Consider the following 15,212-nt stretch of genomic DNA (forward strand, 5'->3'; position numbering starts at 1 on the left):
TCATCCGTCAACCCTTGGAGTTCGTTACGCATGGCAACCTTAATGGCTGCCCTGCGTTGGGCATGCTGTAGCTGGAGGAAGAAAAAATGATACGATTCTTATTGGGGCTGGTGCTTCTTGCCGTCATCGTCATCGGCGGTGCGATGGCGTTCGGGCTCCTGAAGGTCGAGCAGACTCGCGACGCGACGCTCCCCGCTGTTGCGGTCAAGGAAGGCACGCTCCCGGCGTATAAGGCGGATGTCGTGAAGGTCGATGTCGGCACGCGCAACGAGACGGTGCAGGTGCCCACAGTCAACGTCCAGAAGCCGCAATAACGCGCGACGCTTGCCCTAGGTGCGGCGCGGACGGTAGAGCGGCGCATGTCCGCGCCCTTTCCCCTGCCCGAATATATGCGCCGCGCGATGGAACTGGCGCGTGCGGCAGGGGAAGCGGGGGAAGTCCCGATCGGGGCTCTGGTGGTCCGCAATGGCGCCGTTATCGGCGAGGGCCAGAACCGCAACCGCCGCGATAATGATCCCACCGCCCATGCCGAGATCGTCGCGATTCGCACGGCTGCGACGGCTATCGGCGACTTTCGCCTGATCGATTGCGAACTCTGGGTGACGCTGGAGCCCTGCGCGATGTGTGCCGGGGCGATATCGCACGCCCGAATCGCGCGCGTCTATTATGGCGCGTCCGATCCGAAGGGCGGCGGAGTCGATCATGGCGCGCGGGTATTCGCGCATCCGCAATGCCTGCACCGGCCGCAAGTCTATAGCGGCATCGGCGAATCGCCTGCCGCCGCGCTGCTACGGGACTTTTTTGCCGCCCGGCGCTGAATAGTTGATGCGATAGAGGGTGTAGGGCAGGGCGAAGCCGGTCTTGAGGTTTACCGGCATCAGCCAGGACGGCACTTTGCCGCGCACCAGTTGCGCATAGAAGCCTCGCGGGCTGCGCGACTGATAGACGGTGCCTTCAGGGAAGTCCGGGCAGATCACCAGATATTGCGCGTGGTGCCGCGCTGCGATCGCGCGGAACCCGTCCGGCTGGCCGTCCAGCGCGTGATGGATGTCGAGGATCGCCGCGCCATTGCGATGATAGGGGCCGGCGATCGCACTGTGATGCGTCGTTGCAATGATGCGCGGGCCAAGGTCGACCATCGTGAAGATCGTTGCGGGCGGGAGTCGGTTCAGCGCCTCCAGCGCGGGGAGCGAGCGGCACCGGCCGTTGGCTTTGCGGATCGCCGCCGTTCGCTTGACCATTGCGGGGCGCGGCGGAGTTGGATGCGCGTCGGTGATGTCCGCGATCAGCCGGTTGGCCTCCGGATATAGCGGATAGGCGAACAGCACTGCCGCCACGATCAGCAGCGCCACGCCGCCCGCCAGCCGCCATTTCGGCCCGCCGAACAGGATGATTCGCGCCGCGCTCCACGCCAGCCAGGCCGCGGCCGGGATCGCGAGGAACTGCGCCGCTGGCCCCGCCCGCAACTGCCAGAACAGCAGGCCAACCGCGACGATCGTCATCAGCGTGACCGTCGCCCACGCCCATAATTTCTCGCCATCGCGCCGCACCGTCCAGCACGCGATCAGTGCACCGATGATCGCTATCACAGGCATTGCCAGCAGTGGGATCGCGACATTGCGCGCCTGCGCGGTGATCGGCTTGGCCTCGCGGATGTTGGCGAGCCACAGCTTCTGCAATTCGGGCGAAAGCTGATAGGCGCTCGTCAGGCATTGCGGCCATGACGCGAAGGCGAAAGCGGCCACCACCGCGCCGACGACCGCGCCCGCCGCCAGCCGCTGTTGCCAGTTCCGCAGCGGCAGGCAGGTCAGCAGCAACATACCGCCCGAGGCTGCGCCGAATATGCCCACCCACACCGGCGAAAGCGCATCGCACACTGGCGCGCGATTGGCGTAGCTGGCGGTCAGCACGAACAGCAGCCCGGTGCCGCCGCCGAGGCTGAGCGCATAGGGTCGCATCCGCCCCGCGGCGCCATCCTCGAACACCCAGCGCAGCGCGATGATGCCGCCCGCCGCGACAAGATAGACGATCATCTCCATGCCGATGGCGAGGGAAAAAGCGCTTGCCAGTCCGGCAACGATTCCGCCGCGCATCCAGTTGCGGTCCACTACGCCCGCCAGCGTCGCGACTGTCAGCGCCAACTGCCAGCCATGGTGATCGATCCGCATCGGCAGGTACATGCTGAGGCCCATCTGCGCCGCCAGAGGCGCGAACGCCGCGACGATCCAGGCATTGCTCCCGGCCAGCCGCCGCACGATGAAGGCGAGGCTCAGCATCATCGGCAATAGCGGCAGCATGGGCGCGACTGCGCAGGCGAGGCGATCTGCCGTCGGGATATCGGTGAACAGGCGGAAGAACATCATCAGTCCGGCGATCGGCAAGTCCACCAGCCGCGACCAGTGGATGTTCGCGCCGCCGGGCGGATCGAGCCGATATTGCCGCAGGTCGTACCAGCCTTGCCCCGCCAGCCAGTCCTTCACCTGCACGAAGCGGATATTGTCGTCGGTGTCGCTCAGCACCAGCCAGTGCACTTGCGACCACATGGCGACGACATAGAAGGACGCGATCCCGACCCAGATGACGAAGGTCAGGAATACCCATTCCTCGTCTGCCTTCGCCGACCAGCGTTCGAGCCGGGGCACCACCGCCTCGCGCCACCACGCCATCTTGCCCGTCGCTCGTCTGTCCATCGTCCCGTCGATCATGCCGCTTCCCATGTCATGCACGCGGGATTAGACCGCGCCGGGCAAAGCGCAAAGGGGTGTCGATGAAAATCATGGAGAAGGCCGCTGCGACGCTGGACGCGCTTCCGCCCGAACGCCGCGCGCTGTTCTGGCAGATCGTGCGCTATGGCCTCATCGGCCTCACCGTGACTGCCATTCAGTCCGTAATCTACTGGACGTTGGCGGCTATCGCGAATGTGCATCCGCAACTCGCCAATCTGGCGGGCTATGTCGCCGCAGTCAGCGCCGGCTATGTTCTCCATGGCGCCTTTACCTTCCGGGATCAGGCGCGCCAGAACCGCAGCGCCACTCGCGCGCCGCGCTTCGTCGCGGTGTCTGCGATCAGCCTCGCCCTCAATGCGCTATGGGTGTGGCTGTGCGTGACCCGGATCGGCTGGCCGGAATGGACACCGATCCCTGCGATGATGACCCTGACGCCGGCCTGCGTGTTCGTGCTGAACCGACAGTGGGTGTTCCGGTAAGCTCGGTTGCTAATCGGCTTCCGGGACTGGCAGTGGGAAGAACCCACGATAGGGTCGAGCTTCGTCCACGGCCCGCGCAAAGGATGGCCGCTCCAGCAATCTTGCACGATAGGCCAGGACATTGGCGAAGCGATCCGCCACGGGATGCACCCAGTGCGCATAGAAAAGGAACGGTGCCGCGCCGCAATCGGCCAGCGTGAACGTCTCTCCGCACGCCCATGTCCGGCCCGCCATCGCATCGTCCAGCCAGGCATAGGCGGTATCGAGCAGTGAACGCGCATCGCGCACGCCGGGCTCGTCCTTCTCGCCTTCAGGCCTCAGCGCATTAAACACGATCTTCTGTTGCGGCGTGGAAATATAGTTGTCGAAGAAACGGTCCATCATTCGCACTCGCAAGGCCGCATCACGATCTTCCGGGATCAGCCGAACCGGCCCCGGATAATGGATGTCCAGATATTCGACGATGATGCTGGCTTCGGCAAGCACCTGTTCCCCATCCTGAAGAACCGGAAACCGCTTTATCGGCCATACCTCCGCCCATTCCGCAGCATTATCCGGCTCGTCGGGCGAAACCATGCGGAGCGTGAACGGGATGTCGTTTTCGTAGAAAGCGATGATCGCTTTTTGACAATAGGAGGAGAAGGGGTGCCCAAATAATTGCAATTCGGCCATTCTCTTCTCCCCCGATTATCAGCGCAGCATCAATGTACGAAACGCGCCACCACGTCGCGGTAGCTGCGGCTGACCTTCACCTGCGCGCCGCTGTCCAGCACCAGGAAGCATTCGCCATTGGTGTGGGGTTTCACTTGCCGCACCTGTGAGAGGTTGACGATGGTGGAACGATGCACACGCTGGAAATTGCGCGGATCGAGGCGCTTTTCCAGATCCTTCATCGTCTCGCGCAGGATCAGCGAATTGTCGGCGGTGTAGATGCACATATAGTCACCCGCCGCGTCGATCCGCTCGATGCTGTCGACATCGACGCGGAAGATCTGCCCGCGATCCTTGATGTTGATGAGCTTCTCATAGCGGCTGGCGGCGTGACCGTCTTCCTCTGGCGCGAAGTCGCTCATCGCCTGGGGTGCGACTTCGGCCAATACTTCGCGCAGCCGCTCGACTTCCTGCACCTGACGCTTTTCATTGAGGCGCTGGCGCACGCGATCCAGCGCATCGGCGAGACGATCCGGCTCCACCGGCTTCATCAGATAATCGACGGCCTGCGCCTCGAACGCGCGAATCGCATGATCGGCATAGGCCGTCACGAAGATGAACAGCGGCGGCTCGATCTCCATCATGCCCTGCACCACCGAAAAACCGTCGAATCCGGGCATCTGTATGTCGAGGAAGACGAGGTCGGGCTTATGCGTCTTGATCGCGCGGATGGCCTCTCGGCCATTCTGGCAGGTTTCGATGATTTCCACATCCTCATGCGGTTCGAGGCGGAGCTGCATGCCCTGTATGGCAAGGCTCTCATCATCGACGAGGATTGTTCTGATTGTCATGCGGCCACTTTCATTGGATCTTCCGTAATCAGCGGCATTTCGATGGTGACCGAAAAACCGCCGCCGGGCGTGGAACGCGCTTCGAAGCTGTGGCGTTCCCCGTAGGCCTGAAACAACCTGTCACGAATATTCGCCAATCCCACGCCCGTCGAGAGACTTGGCCGAGGCGCGATTTCATTCAATCCCGGACCGGTATCGGACACGACGATCCGGACGTTTTCACCGGCAGGCTGCGCCACGACCGTGATTTCCGCGCCTTCTTCCTTGGGCGTCACGGCATATTTGATGGCATTCTCAACCAGGGGCTGAAGCAATAACGACGGGAGCCTGGCATGAGCCACCGCGGGATCGATGCTGAACGCGGGACGTAAGCGATCCTCGAACCGCATCTTCTCGATCTCCAGGTACAGCTTCAGCGTCTCGACCTCCTGCTCCAGCGTCACTTGCGCGGTAGGCTCGTTGATCAGCGTGTAGCGCAGGAAGGAGGACAGGCGCGATAACATGGCATTGGCGCGGTCGGTCTGCTTCAAAAGCACCAGCGTGGAGATGCTGTTGAGCGTATTGAACAGGAAGTGCGGATTGAGCTGATAGCGCAGCATGGCGAGCTGCGCGTTGCTTGCCTGTAATTCCAGCCGCTGCAACTGGTCGGATTGCTCCTCCACCGTCAGATAGAAGTTGATCGCATAATAGAGCGCCGACCATGCGCCGAGCAGGGTCACCGTCAGATAGAAAGCACCAAGGAAGAGTTGCAGCCCCGCCGTCGCGCTCGACTGGTTCTGCGTCGCGAACACCCATGCATCGATAAAAGCGCACAGGGCAGCGGCGGCTACCACCGAAATGATCGAGACGCCCCACGTCACGATCGGCCGCTGCTGGAGCAGGTTGCGGAAGATGACGGCCATCAGCAACGTCACCGAATAGCCCGATATGGTGGAGATCAGCACTGGGACGAGGAACGATAACTCCTGCCCGTTCGCTACGCCCGACGCACCGCGAAGCACGAAAGTGCCGAGCCAGCCAAGCGATTGCAGGTTCCAGAAGGCCCGGTTCTTGTCCGCGAAAAACGGCTGCGGCTGAAGGGGATTGACCGACATGGGCCGAGACTTAGCGGCTTTTACCCGGATCGAGAAGGCTCCTCATGATCCTTCTTCGACGCCTGTTGGCAGGATCAGGCCGCTAACGTCTTGTCCGCATCTTCGGGGACGCGGCTGCCGTTGGGCAATACCCAGACGAGATCCTCCATGGCCAGTTCGCGGCCGTCATGTGCGAAGATCTTAACGGGCTTAATGGGCTTGCCGTCGCGCGTGTCGCATAGCTGAGGCTTGGAATGAGCGCAGCACTCCCATTTTTCGCCCCATTGGCGCAGCGCGACCATCATCGGCGCCAGTTCCTTCGCCTTCTGAGTCATGCGATATTCAACCTTGCGCCGGTCGCAACTCATCGGCTCGCGCAGTAATATACCCTTCTCGACCAGCCGGGTCAGGCGATTGGCTAGAATGTTGCGGGCAATGCCAAGATTGCTCTGGAACTCTTCGAAATGCTTGAGACCACTGATCGCCCCACGCAAGATCATGAAAGACCAGCGCTCCCCCATCGCTTCAAGGGCGTTGGGAAACGGGCACTCCTCAAAGACCTCGTCGAGCTTCTCTATCATAACCAGCTATGTTAGTCCGATTCGCGGCGGGTTGCAAAAAGCAATTTATACATTCGCGCACATTGATCGGGAATTAACCTCCCAAAATGGTAATTTTTTGTTGCGTAACAGAGGCAACACCGCACAACGGGTGTCATGTTACGTCAGTACGAACTTGTTGAACGTGTGAAAAGCTACGATCCGGATGCGGACGAGGCAATGATAAACCGTGCCTACGTCTTTTCCGTTCAGAAGCATGGCAGTCAAAAACGCGCGAGCGGCGACCCCTATTTCAGCCACCCCATCGAAGTTGCAGGCATTCTGACTGACCTGTATCTCGACGATCAGACGATCGTGACTGCGTTGTTGCACGATACGATAGAAGACACACTCGTCACGTATGAAGAGATCGAGAGCGCATTCGGCAGGGATGTAGCGCGGCTGGTCGATGGCGTGACCAAGCTCAGCAAGATCGAGGCGCAGTCGGAAAACGAGCGCGCCGCGGAGAATCTGCGCAAGTTCCTGCTCGCCATGTCGGACGACATCCGCGTGCTGCTGGTGAAGCTCGCCGATCGGCTGCACAACATGCGCACGCTGCACTTCATCAAGAACCCGGACAAGCGCAAGCGCATCGCGAAGGAGACGATGGACATTTACGCGCCGCTCGCCGAGCGGATCGGAATGTATGATTTCATGCGCGAGATGCAGCTTCTTGCCTTCCGCGAACTCGAACCCGAAGCCTATGACAGCATCACCAAGCGTCTGGAGCAACTGAAGGAAGGCGGCGAGGACAAGGTTGCCCGCATCGCCGCTGGCCTGCAACTACTGCTCGGCAGCAACGACGTGCGCGTGACGGTCTCAGGCCGGGAGAAGCATCCCTTCTCGATCTGGAAGAAGATGCAGGAACGACATATCAGCTTCGAGCAACTGACCGACGTCATGGCCTTCCGCGTCATCACGGAAAGCACGGAGGAATGCTATCACGCGCTCGGCGTGATCCACCAGAAGTTCAAGATGGTGCCCGGTCGCTTCAAGGATTACATCTCGACGCCCAAGCGCAATGGGTACCGGTCGATCCATACGACCGTGATCCACGACGAAAACGCCCGTATCGAAATCCAGATTCGCAGCAAGGACATGCACCACAACAGCGAGTTCGGCCTTGCCGCGCATTGGGCCTATAAGCAGTCCACGCATGGCTCGGAAAAAAAGCCGGACGCGCAAGCGGCCTGGCTGCGCGATCTTGTCGAAATCCTGGAACAGAGCCAGGACGCCGACGAACTTCTCGAACATACCCGCATGGCGATGTATCAGGACCGCATCTTCGCCTTCAGTCCCAAGGGTGAGTTGCATCAGTTGCCGAAGGGTTCGACGCCAGTCGATTTCGCCTATGCTGTCCACACGCGCCTCGGCAACCAGACAGTCGGGGCGAAGGTCAACGGGCGAGTCGTGCCGCTGCGCACGCGCCTCGAAAATGGCGATCAGGTTGAGATCCTTAAGTCCGACGGGCAGGAGCCGCAGCCCGGCTGGCTGACGTTTGTCGGCACTGGCAAGGCGCGCGCCGCGATCCGCCGCCATATCCGCAATAAGCAGCGCGGGGAGCAGATTGCGCTGGGCGAAAAGCTGTACGAGGAAATCGCCAGCCGCCTGCCGGTAGAGATCGGCGAGAAGGGCATGAACGCGGGTCTCAAGCGCCTGAAGCTGGAAGACCGCGCAGCGCTGATGATCGCGATCGCGACGCATCGCGTCACCGATGCCGAAGTTATGGAAGCCCTCATTCCCGGTTCCACGACAGCGGAGGGATCAGAGGAAGCGCACCCGCGCCAGCATGAAGCCGTGTCGATCCGGGGTCTGACGCCCGGTATCGCCTATGTGTTGGGCGAATGCTGCCACCCTGTGCCGGGCGACCGCATCGTAGGCCTGCGCCGAGTCGGCGTGCCGATCGAAGTCCACACGATTGACTGCAAGATGCTGGAAAACAGTCAGGATGCCGACTGGGTTGATCTCGACTGGGACGCCAAGTCGAAGGGCGGCACCGCGCGTCTCTCGATTATCGTCAAGAACCAGCCGGGCGCACTCGCTTCGGTCGCCAATATCTTCGGCGCGAACAAGGCGAACATCCTGAACTTGCAGCTCGTCAATCGCGAGGGACCGTTCCACACCGATATCATCGATCTGGAAGTGAGTGACGCGCAGCATTTAATGCGCATTATCTCAGCCTTGCGGTCCCTCGATATCGTGGTGCAGGCAGATCGGGTCTAAGAGGACGGCGCTTAATTCGGCAGTGTTGTCGCCGCGTCCTCTTCGGCGCGCTGAATAGGCGGCGTTTCGACATCGCTGCGGGTTGTGCCGCGCGAGGATCTCACATCCTGCGACGCGGGCGGAATGACGCGATACTCGTCCACCAGCTTCTTGGTCCGGTTCTGCGCCTTGGCGACACCTGCCGCCGCGATGATATCGAGTACGGTGATGCCGACCACCATCGCCATCGCGATGAGAGCGGCGTCGCGTTTCGGATTGGTCGGCCGCAGCGCCGTTGCCAGCGTGGCGAGGTCCAAGCCATCGCCCAGCACACGGCTGACCAGCCCGGCTTTCGGATCGAGCGATAGTGTCGGCACCCCGGCGGCAAGCTCCCGCACACCATAAGCGCGCACCAGCCCTTCCTTGCCTTCCATGCCAAGCGCTCGGGTAATGCGCCCTGGCGCCACCAGTTCGGCAACGCCGAGGCCGACGCTGAACCAGCCAAGGAACCGCGCCAGCCGTTCGGGCTGCGTCATCGAACTTGGTGTATTGCGGGTGGAGGCGTCCCCTGATTGATGGGCACGTGAGATGTTGGTGATGGCGTTCATTTTCTCTCCTTTCCCTCTGGCTTCATCGCTGGAGCATCATTCCAAAGCCGGCGCCCGCCCGTCTCCGAACGAGCGGCTGTGAATCAGGAGAGACAATCGCGTGCGCGGGATTACGTTCCCTAACAAGGGTTTATGTCGGTCTGTATTGGCGCGTGCTTTTGTGGGAGGGTGCGCTACCGCTCTTCGCCGCCGCACAGCACTCGGCCCGCGCCGTTGTGCTTCACAGTGCACGCTGCCTTGCCCTGCACCAGCACATCGCCCGACCCGAACGCGCTGACGTCCGCTGTCGCCGAAGCCGTGGCGCTGATGCTCCCCGTCCCCTCATTCACCAGCCTGGCATCGCGCGAGACGAGCGCGTCGGCCGTCAACACGCCCGGCCCGGACACCCGCATGTCCGCGCGCCCGGCCTTGCCCGCTAGCGTGACGCGCCCCGCACCGGACAGCAGCACGCTGACCTGATCGAGCGCTACGGCACCGATGCTTATATCGCCGCCGCCGCCTAGCATGATGTCACCACGCTGCCCGCGCATCTTGTCGATCGTCAGCGATCCGCCACCGGTCAGCGTCGCCCGCCGCAAATCATCAGTCGACAACCGCAATGTCACTGGCCCGCCGCCGCCCTTCTCCTCGGGCCGTCGCGGCTTCATCCGGATGACGAGCAGATTGCCGGATACCTGCATGTCTACGCGGTCCAGCGCATCACGGTCGCCATCGCCCTTGGCCGTCACGCCCATGCCGGTCGTGACGAACACCCGGACCGGAGCATCCACCCGGATGCTGTCGAAGCGTGTGATCGTATAGCCTTGCGTCGCGGCGGCAGCGGGCGCGGACGCTGCCAGCAAGGGCAGGAGAAAAGCGAAGCGGATCATAATGCGCCTAGATCGCACAGCATTTATCACCACCGCGTTAACCCTAATCCGAACAATTCGCCTCGCCAGAGCCAATCACGGAAAGTTTGCACTTCGCGCCGCCGCGCACTGTCGCATTGCCCGATCCCATGATGTCGATCGACACCGCGCCGCCGGAATTGAGGCTCACGTCGCCCGATCCCAACACGTCGATGCTTCCGCCGCCCGCTTTCAGCGCCGAAGCGTCGATATCGCCCGATCCGGTGGCGGCGAGTTCAACCTCACGTGCCGCGCCGGCGAGCCGCATTGCGCCCGATCCGGTAAGATCTGCCTTCAGGTTCTCCAATGTTCCGCCGCCCAGGGTCAAGTCGCCGGACCCGGTGAGCGAGAGCGTCAGGCGCGGCCCCTTGGCCGTGCCGATCCGCATGTCGCCTGACCCCGTCAGCGCAGCTTTTTCGATCGCGGGCATGGCAACACGGATCGTCGCGCCCTTGTCGCTCACGCTCCATAACGTGTTGAGACCCTTTTTTCGCCCGATCTTGAGGGTGCCGCCGTCCACACCGATTTCAATGCGTTCCAGAACCTTTGAGTCACCTTCCGCCGTGACCTTGAACGCAGGTCCGACCGTCACGATCACATTGTCCGGGCCTGCCGATTCGATGCCGCTGAAGTTCTTGAATCCTGAGAGATCGCTCGTCGCGGCGACGCCATTCTCGATCCCGTCATCGCCCTTGATGTTCACCGAGCAGCCCGCCAGGCTCGCCAGCAAAAGGGGAAGCGCTAGACTCATGAGCAGGCTTCTGGACATTCTTCATCTCCCAACTGTATTGCCCGCATAATACAGAAAGGCTGTTCGGTGCAAAGTGGAAATAGCGGCAGCCTGGTCCTCAGGCTCCCGCAACGAAAAAGGGCGCCCCTCGCAGGACGCCCTTCCAGTGTCGCATTTGCCCTAGTGGGCTCAGTCGACCTTTTCCTTGTTATATTTGGGTGCAGCTTCATTAAGGATCTGCAGGATCTTCTTCAGCGCACCCGGTTCGTCCGTCTCTTCCATTGCCGCAAGTTCGCGGGCAAGGCGGCTCGACGCCGCTTCGAAGATCTGGCGCTCGGAATAGCTCTGCTCAGGCTGATCGTCGGCCCGGAACAGATCGCGCGTCACTTCGGCGATCGACACCAGGTCGCCCGAGTTGATCTTCGCTTCATATTCCTGCGCACGGCGTGACCACATGGTCCGCTTGACCTTCGGCTTGCCCTTCAGAGTATCCATCGCTTCTTCGAGCGTCTTGTTGGAGGAAAGCTTGCGCATCCCCACGCCTTCGGCTTTATTGGTGGGCACGCGGAGCGTCATGCGCTCTTTTTCGAAACGCAGTACATAAAGCTCCAGCTCCATGCCCGCGATCTGCTCTTTCTGCAGTTCGACTACACGGCCAACGCCATGCTTGGGGTAAACGACATAATCACCAACGTCAAAGGACAGCGCTTTGGCAGCCATTTGGAACCTTTCCATCACAACAGGAGAAACCGGTGTCGCGCAGCTGCATGTAATACGGGCATACATGCGGCGAATTCCGCAACGTCACCTTAAGATCATGGGACGATTTCACTCCACACGGACGCGACGGCGCCCGCTGCTGCGAAGCATATAGCAGATTCACAACAAAATTACCAGCCCGCGCATTATAAAGCGGTACGAGCGTCGCAGGAGAGTTAATATACTAAGTGCTCACCCGAACTTCTCGCGAATGTCAGTCGCCCGAACCGGGTTCTGCCGAGAAGTATTTCTCGAATTTGCCTTCTTCATCTTTGAAGGCGTCGGCATCAGCAGGCGCTTCGCCCTTTACGGTGATGTTCGGCCACTCGGCGGAGAATTTGGTGTTAAGCTCCAGCCACTTCTCAAGACCATTCTCGGTATCGGGAAGGATCGCTTCGGCAGGGCACTCAGGTTCGCACACACCGCAGTCGATGCATTCGCTCGGGTTGATGACCAGCATGTTCTCGCCTTCGTAGAAGCAGTCGACGGGACATACTTCGACGCAATCCATATATTTGCAGCGGATGCAGGCGTCGGTCACGACGTAGGTCATTGCAGGGGCCTTTTTTCCCGAATTCGGATTGCGCCCTGCTATGCGTCGCCTCGCCCTGCGTCAACAGGATAGGGCGATGCGCGGCACTGCTTTGTGTCAGCCGCCGACAACTATTTCTTCATAGCAGGCCTGCGCCTCCGGAGCGGGACCGCGCCGTTGCGGCAAGCTACTGACGCGCACCACGCGCACCTTCTGCCCATAGGGGAAGGTGATGAGGTCGCCCGCACGGACGATCGTATGGGATCGCTCGACCCTGCGGCCATTGATCCGGATGTGCCCTTCCTCCGCCAGCTTCTGCGCGCTGGTACGGCTGCTCGCCAGGCGCGTGAACCAGAGATATTTGTCGATCCGAAGCGTCGGGCTGCTCGCGCCCATGCTGAGGGCCCGCTCAGCCATTGCGCCCCAGTAGCGCCGCAAGTCCTGCAAAGGCGGAGCCTGCCGAAGGGGAAGGCGCGGCGGCAGGCGCAGGTTTTTGCGCCGGGCGCAGCCCGGTGTTGCTATTCCGTGGCTGCCGCTCCGGCGCTTTCGCCTTCTGCCGCCCGCGGAATGCCCAGTTTGGCTTGCCTTCCTCCCCTTCGACGGGACGAAAACCCGCCGCCCGCATCAATTGCAGGAAGCCGGGCTCCTGCAATCCCAGCGACACGATCCGGGGATCGGCGGCATGGAACGGCTCACCCTTGGCGATGGTCTCATGCGCCGCCCGCGCCATGCGTTCTGCCATGTCGATCCGCACGAACTGCGGGCCGAAGCCCCGGAACCCGGCAACCCGCGCGCCCGCTTCGGCATCGCGTCCCTCCAGCGCCAGCAACGTCGCGCCAGCCGGGGGCAGCGGGAGCATCGGCGTACCCTTACGCGCGGCGATCAAAGCCATCCGCCAGAGTGCGGCACCCGGCTTCAACAGGCCGGGATGGAAGATATCGAGCACGCCCACGGTGATGCCGGACTTTCGCAGAATATAGCGCTGATCCTTATCGAGATGCGCCAGCGCCTCGTCGATCTCGACTCGCTCGATGATCCCGCCGGCGTCCGCCAGTTGCGCGAATACGGCGCGCACCACGGGCACGACCTCGGGATCGCTCGCCGCCGCCGCCATCTTCACCAGCGGCAGAAGGTGGCGCTCCTTCTGCGCGGTCATCCATGCGCCGAGCCGGTCAGCGACGCGCTTCTGCACATCCTGCCCCAGCCCCAGCAGGCCGCGATCCAGCCGCAATTCGGGCGTCATCAGCGTCTGGCCATTGTGCAGGGTGGCAACGGGAACGCCATCCCAAAGGATCGTCGGCATGTCGCCCTGGCCCGGCGCCAGCACCAAAGCGGCATCGGGCGCCGCCAGTAATTCGTCCACTTTCACGCGCAATATCGCCCCAAGTCGTTTCTCTGCGGCTGCCAGCAACATGCGCCGGTCCTCTCCACGGGCATCGGGATCGACCGAGAAACGAAATCCGTCAAGCCGTCCAATCGATTCTCCGTCCATGTTGACCGATCCATCTTCGTCCACTGTGACCGGTAGTTGCGAGATATTCTGCCCCATATCGCGCAGCAGTACCGCCGTCCTCCGGTCCACGAAGCGCTGTGTGAGCGCGGCATGCAGCGCGTCCGACAGCTTCTCTTCCAGCGCCCGCGTCCGCTCCGCCATCTCGGCCGGATATTCGAGCCAGTCGGGGCGGTGCGCGATGTACGACCATGTCCGCGCCGCCGCGATTCGGCCTGAGAGCGTGTCGATGTCACCCTGCACCGTATCGAGCCCCGCGATGTGTTGCGCGAACCAGTCGCGGGGGATGTAGCCTTGCCCCTCGGACAGAAAGCGCCAGAGCCGCGAGACCATCCGCGCATGATGATCCGCGCCGAGCTTCTGGAAATCGGGTAGCCCGCAAGCGGACCAAAGACGCCGCACCTGCTGCCGGTTCCGCGCCCGCTCGATCACCAGCGGATCGTCGGCCATGCGTTTCAGGACCGAGAGATCGACGGCTTGCGGTGCGGCGCGGAGTTCGGGCACCTCCGGGCGTGCTTCCAGATCGGCGATCAGCCCTTCCAGCGTGTCGCAACGCGGCGCGCCGTCGCGCCAGTAGAGAAAGTCGAGCGACGGAAAGCGATGCTCCTCGATTGCCTCGATTTCCTCTGGCGTGAACGCAGAGTCGCTGCCTTCGCCGCCGAGCGATCCGAAGGTGCCGTCGCGATGATGTCGCCCAGCGCGCCCCGCAATCTGCGCCATTTCGGTGATCGACAGGCGGCGGGTGCGGTGTCCGTCGAACTTGCGCAACGACGCAAAAGCGACATGCGCCACATCCAGGTTAAGCCCCATGCCGATCGCGTCGGTCGCGACCAGATAGTCGACCTGGCCCTCCATGAACATCTTCACTTGCGCATTGCGCGTGCTCGGCGAAAGCGCGCCCATCACTACCGCCGCGCCACCGCGCAGCCGCCGTAGCATCTCGGCCACGGCATAGACTTCCTCAGCCGAGAAGGCGACGACGGCGGAGCGCTTCGGCAGGCGCGAGAGCTTCTTCGCACCGGCATAACTCAGCGTCGAGAAACGCGGACGGCCGATAATTTCCGCGTCCGGCACCAGCTTGCGGACCAGCGGCGCGATGATCGAGGAGCCAAGGATCATCGTCTCCTCCCGACCGCGTGCGCGCAGCAGACGGTCGGTGAACACATGGCCCCGCTCGGGATCGGACCCCAGTTGCGCTTCGTCCAGCGCTACGAATGCATAGTCGCCCTCCACGGGCATCGACTCGACGGTGCAAAGGAAATAGCGCGCCTTGGGCGGGCAGATCTTCTCCTCGCCGGTGATCAGCGCGACACTCTCGCGCCCCTTGATGGCGACGACCCGCTCATAGACTTCGCGCGCCAACAGGCGCAGGGGAAAGCCCATCATCCCGCTGGAATGGCCGCATAATCGCTCGACGGCCAAGTGAGTCTTGCCGGTGTTGGTCGGGCCAAGGACAGCAGTCACGGCGGATCGGGCGAACTGGGCCATGACTTTATGTCGGGCAAGCGATGCGCGGGCACAAGAGCCGAAGTCCGCTACAGCCGCAGAAAAAGCAGGTTCCACAATTCTTTTGTAGTTCAGCGGTCGCAAAGAACGGTTGGCCGC

The 15,212-nt window shown here is 62.1% G+C and carries 16 protein-coding genes; 4 read left to right on the top strand and 12 right to left on the bottom strand.

Features of this window, described 5'->3' with window-relative positions:
- Window positions 1-86: 86 nt before the first annotated feature.
- Together C1T17_RS02945 and tadA are read left to right on the top strand one after the other, a co-directional pair.
- Complete coding sequence (locus C1T17_RS02945; RefSeq protein ID WP_223262764.1) at window positions 87-314, top strand: hypothetical protein; 228 nt, start codon at window positions 87-89, stop codon at window positions 312-314.
- 45 nt (window positions 315-359) lie between these two features.
- Complete coding sequence (tadA, locus tag C1T17_RS02950; protein ID WP_104952143.1) at window positions 360-818, top strand: tRNA adenosine(34) deaminase TadA; 459 nt, start codon at window positions 360-362, stop codon at window positions 816-818.
- Here tadA and C1T17_RS02955 read toward each other — a convergent pair.
- Entirely contained in the window at window positions 789-2,666 is a 1,878-nt protein-coding gene (locus C1T17_RS02955) for a hypothetical protein (RefSeq protein ID WP_104954963.1), read from the bottom strand. The genes tadA and C1T17_RS02955 overlap by 30 nt on opposite strands.
- 101 nt (window positions 2,667-2,767) lie before the next feature.
- On the opposite strand from C1T17_RS02955, the gene C1T17_RS02960 reads away from it, so the two are divergent.
- Entirely contained in the window at window positions 2,768-3,205 is a 438-nt protein-coding gene (locus C1T17_RS02960; protein ID WP_223262765.1) for a GtrA family protein, read from the top strand.
- A 9-nt stretch (window positions 3,206-3,214) separates the two neighbouring features.
- Here the strand turns inward: C1T17_RS02960 and C1T17_RS02965 are convergent, their stop codons facing one another.
- From C1T17_RS02965 to C1T17_RS02980, 4 genes are all read right to left on the bottom strand, one after another.
- The gene (locus C1T17_RS02965) at window positions 3,215-3,877 is read right to left on the bottom strand and encodes a glutathione S-transferase family protein (protein ID WP_104952144.1); all 663 of its coding nucleotides are present in this window, start codon (window positions 3,875-3,877) and stop codon (window positions 3,215-3,217) included.
- Window positions 3,878-3,906: 29 nt separating this feature from the next.
- Window positions 3,907-4,707: a LytR/AlgR family response regulator transcription factor gene (locus tag C1T17_RS02970; protein WP_104952145.1), complete on the bottom strand. Its 801-nt coding sequence runs from the start codon at window positions 4,705-4,707 to the stop codon at window positions 3,907-3,909.
- Window positions 4,704-5,801, bottom strand: coding sequence for a sensor histidine kinase (locus C1T17_RS02975; RefSeq protein ID WP_104952146.1), 1,098 nt, complete (start codon window positions 5,799-5,801; stop codon window positions 4,704-4,706). Before C1T17_RS02975 ends, C1T17_RS02970 begins: the two co-directional genes overlap by 4 nt.
- A 74-nt stretch (window positions 5,802-5,875) precedes the next feature.
- Window positions 5,876-6,361, bottom strand: coding sequence for a winged helix-turn-helix transcriptional regulator (locus C1T17_RS02980; RefSeq protein WP_104952147.1), 486 nt, complete (start codon window positions 6,359-6,361; stop codon window positions 5,876-5,878).
- Between the two features lie 135 nt (window positions 6,362-6,496).
- Here C1T17_RS02980 and C1T17_RS02985 point away from each other — a divergent pair, with 135 nt between their 5' ends.
- The gene (locus tag C1T17_RS02985; protein WP_104952148.1) at window positions 6,497-8,602 is read left to right on the top strand and encodes a RelA/SpoT family protein; all 2,106 of its coding nucleotides are present in this window, start codon (window positions 6,497-6,499) and stop codon (window positions 8,600-8,602) included.
- A gap of 11 nt (window positions 8,603-8,613) precedes the next feature.
- Here the strand turns inward: C1T17_RS02985 and C1T17_RS02990 are convergent, their stop codons facing one another.
- The 7 genes from C1T17_RS02990 to C1T17_RS03020 all read right to left on the bottom strand — a co-directional run bounded on the left by C1T17_RS02990 (window position 8,614) and on the right by C1T17_RS03020 (window position 15,095).
- Window positions 8,614-9,189: a hypothetical protein gene (locus tag C1T17_RS02990; RefSeq protein WP_104952149.1), complete on the bottom strand. Its 576-nt coding sequence runs from the start codon at window positions 9,187-9,189 to the stop codon at window positions 8,614-8,616.
- Window positions 9,190-9,362: 173 nt separating this feature from the next.
- Window positions 9,363-10,058: a GIN domain-containing protein gene (locus tag C1T17_RS02995; RefSeq protein ID WP_104952150.1), complete on the bottom strand. Its 696-nt coding sequence runs from the start codon at window positions 10,056-10,058 to the stop codon at window positions 9,363-9,365.
- A 43-nt stretch (window positions 10,059-10,101) separates the two neighbouring features.
- Complete coding sequence (locus C1T17_RS03000; protein WP_104952151.1) at window positions 10,102-10,845, bottom strand: head GIN domain-containing protein; 744 nt, start codon at window positions 10,843-10,845, stop codon at window positions 10,102-10,104.
- Between the two features lie 150 nt (window positions 10,846-10,995).
- Window positions 10,996-11,526: a CarD family transcriptional regulator gene (locus C1T17_RS03005; RefSeq protein ID WP_104952152.1), complete on the bottom strand. Its 531-nt coding sequence runs from the start codon at window positions 11,524-11,526 to the stop codon at window positions 10,996-10,998.
- Window positions 11,527-11,779: 253 nt separating this feature from the next.
- The gene (gene fdxA / locus C1T17_RS03010; RefSeq protein WP_104952153.1) at window positions 11,780-12,118 is read right to left on the bottom strand and encodes a ferredoxin FdxA; all 339 of its coding nucleotides are present in this window, start codon (window positions 12,116-12,118) and stop codon (window positions 11,780-11,782) included.
- Window positions 12,119-12,214: 96 nt separating this feature from the next.
- Window positions 12,215-12,514 carry an RNA-binding S4 domain-containing protein gene (locus C1T17_RS03015; RefSeq protein ID WP_104952154.1) on the bottom strand — a complete coding sequence of 100 codons (300 nt, stop codon included), beginning with the start codon at window positions 12,512-12,514 and terminating at the stop codon, window positions 12,215-12,217.
- Complete coding sequence (locus tag C1T17_RS03020; protein ID WP_104952155.1) at window positions 12,507-15,095, bottom strand: helicase-related protein; 2,589 nt, start codon at window positions 15,093-15,095, stop codon at window positions 12,507-12,509. The genes C1T17_RS03015 and C1T17_RS03020 overlap by 8 nt, the downstream gene beginning before the upstream one ends.
- Between the last annotated feature and the right edge of the window lie 117 nt (window positions 15,096-15,212).

It is taken from the genome of Sphingobium sp. SCG-1, from assembly GCF_002953135.1.
Classification (GTDB): Bacteria; Pseudomonadota; Alphaproteobacteria; order Sphingomonadales; family Sphingomonadaceae; genus Sphingobium.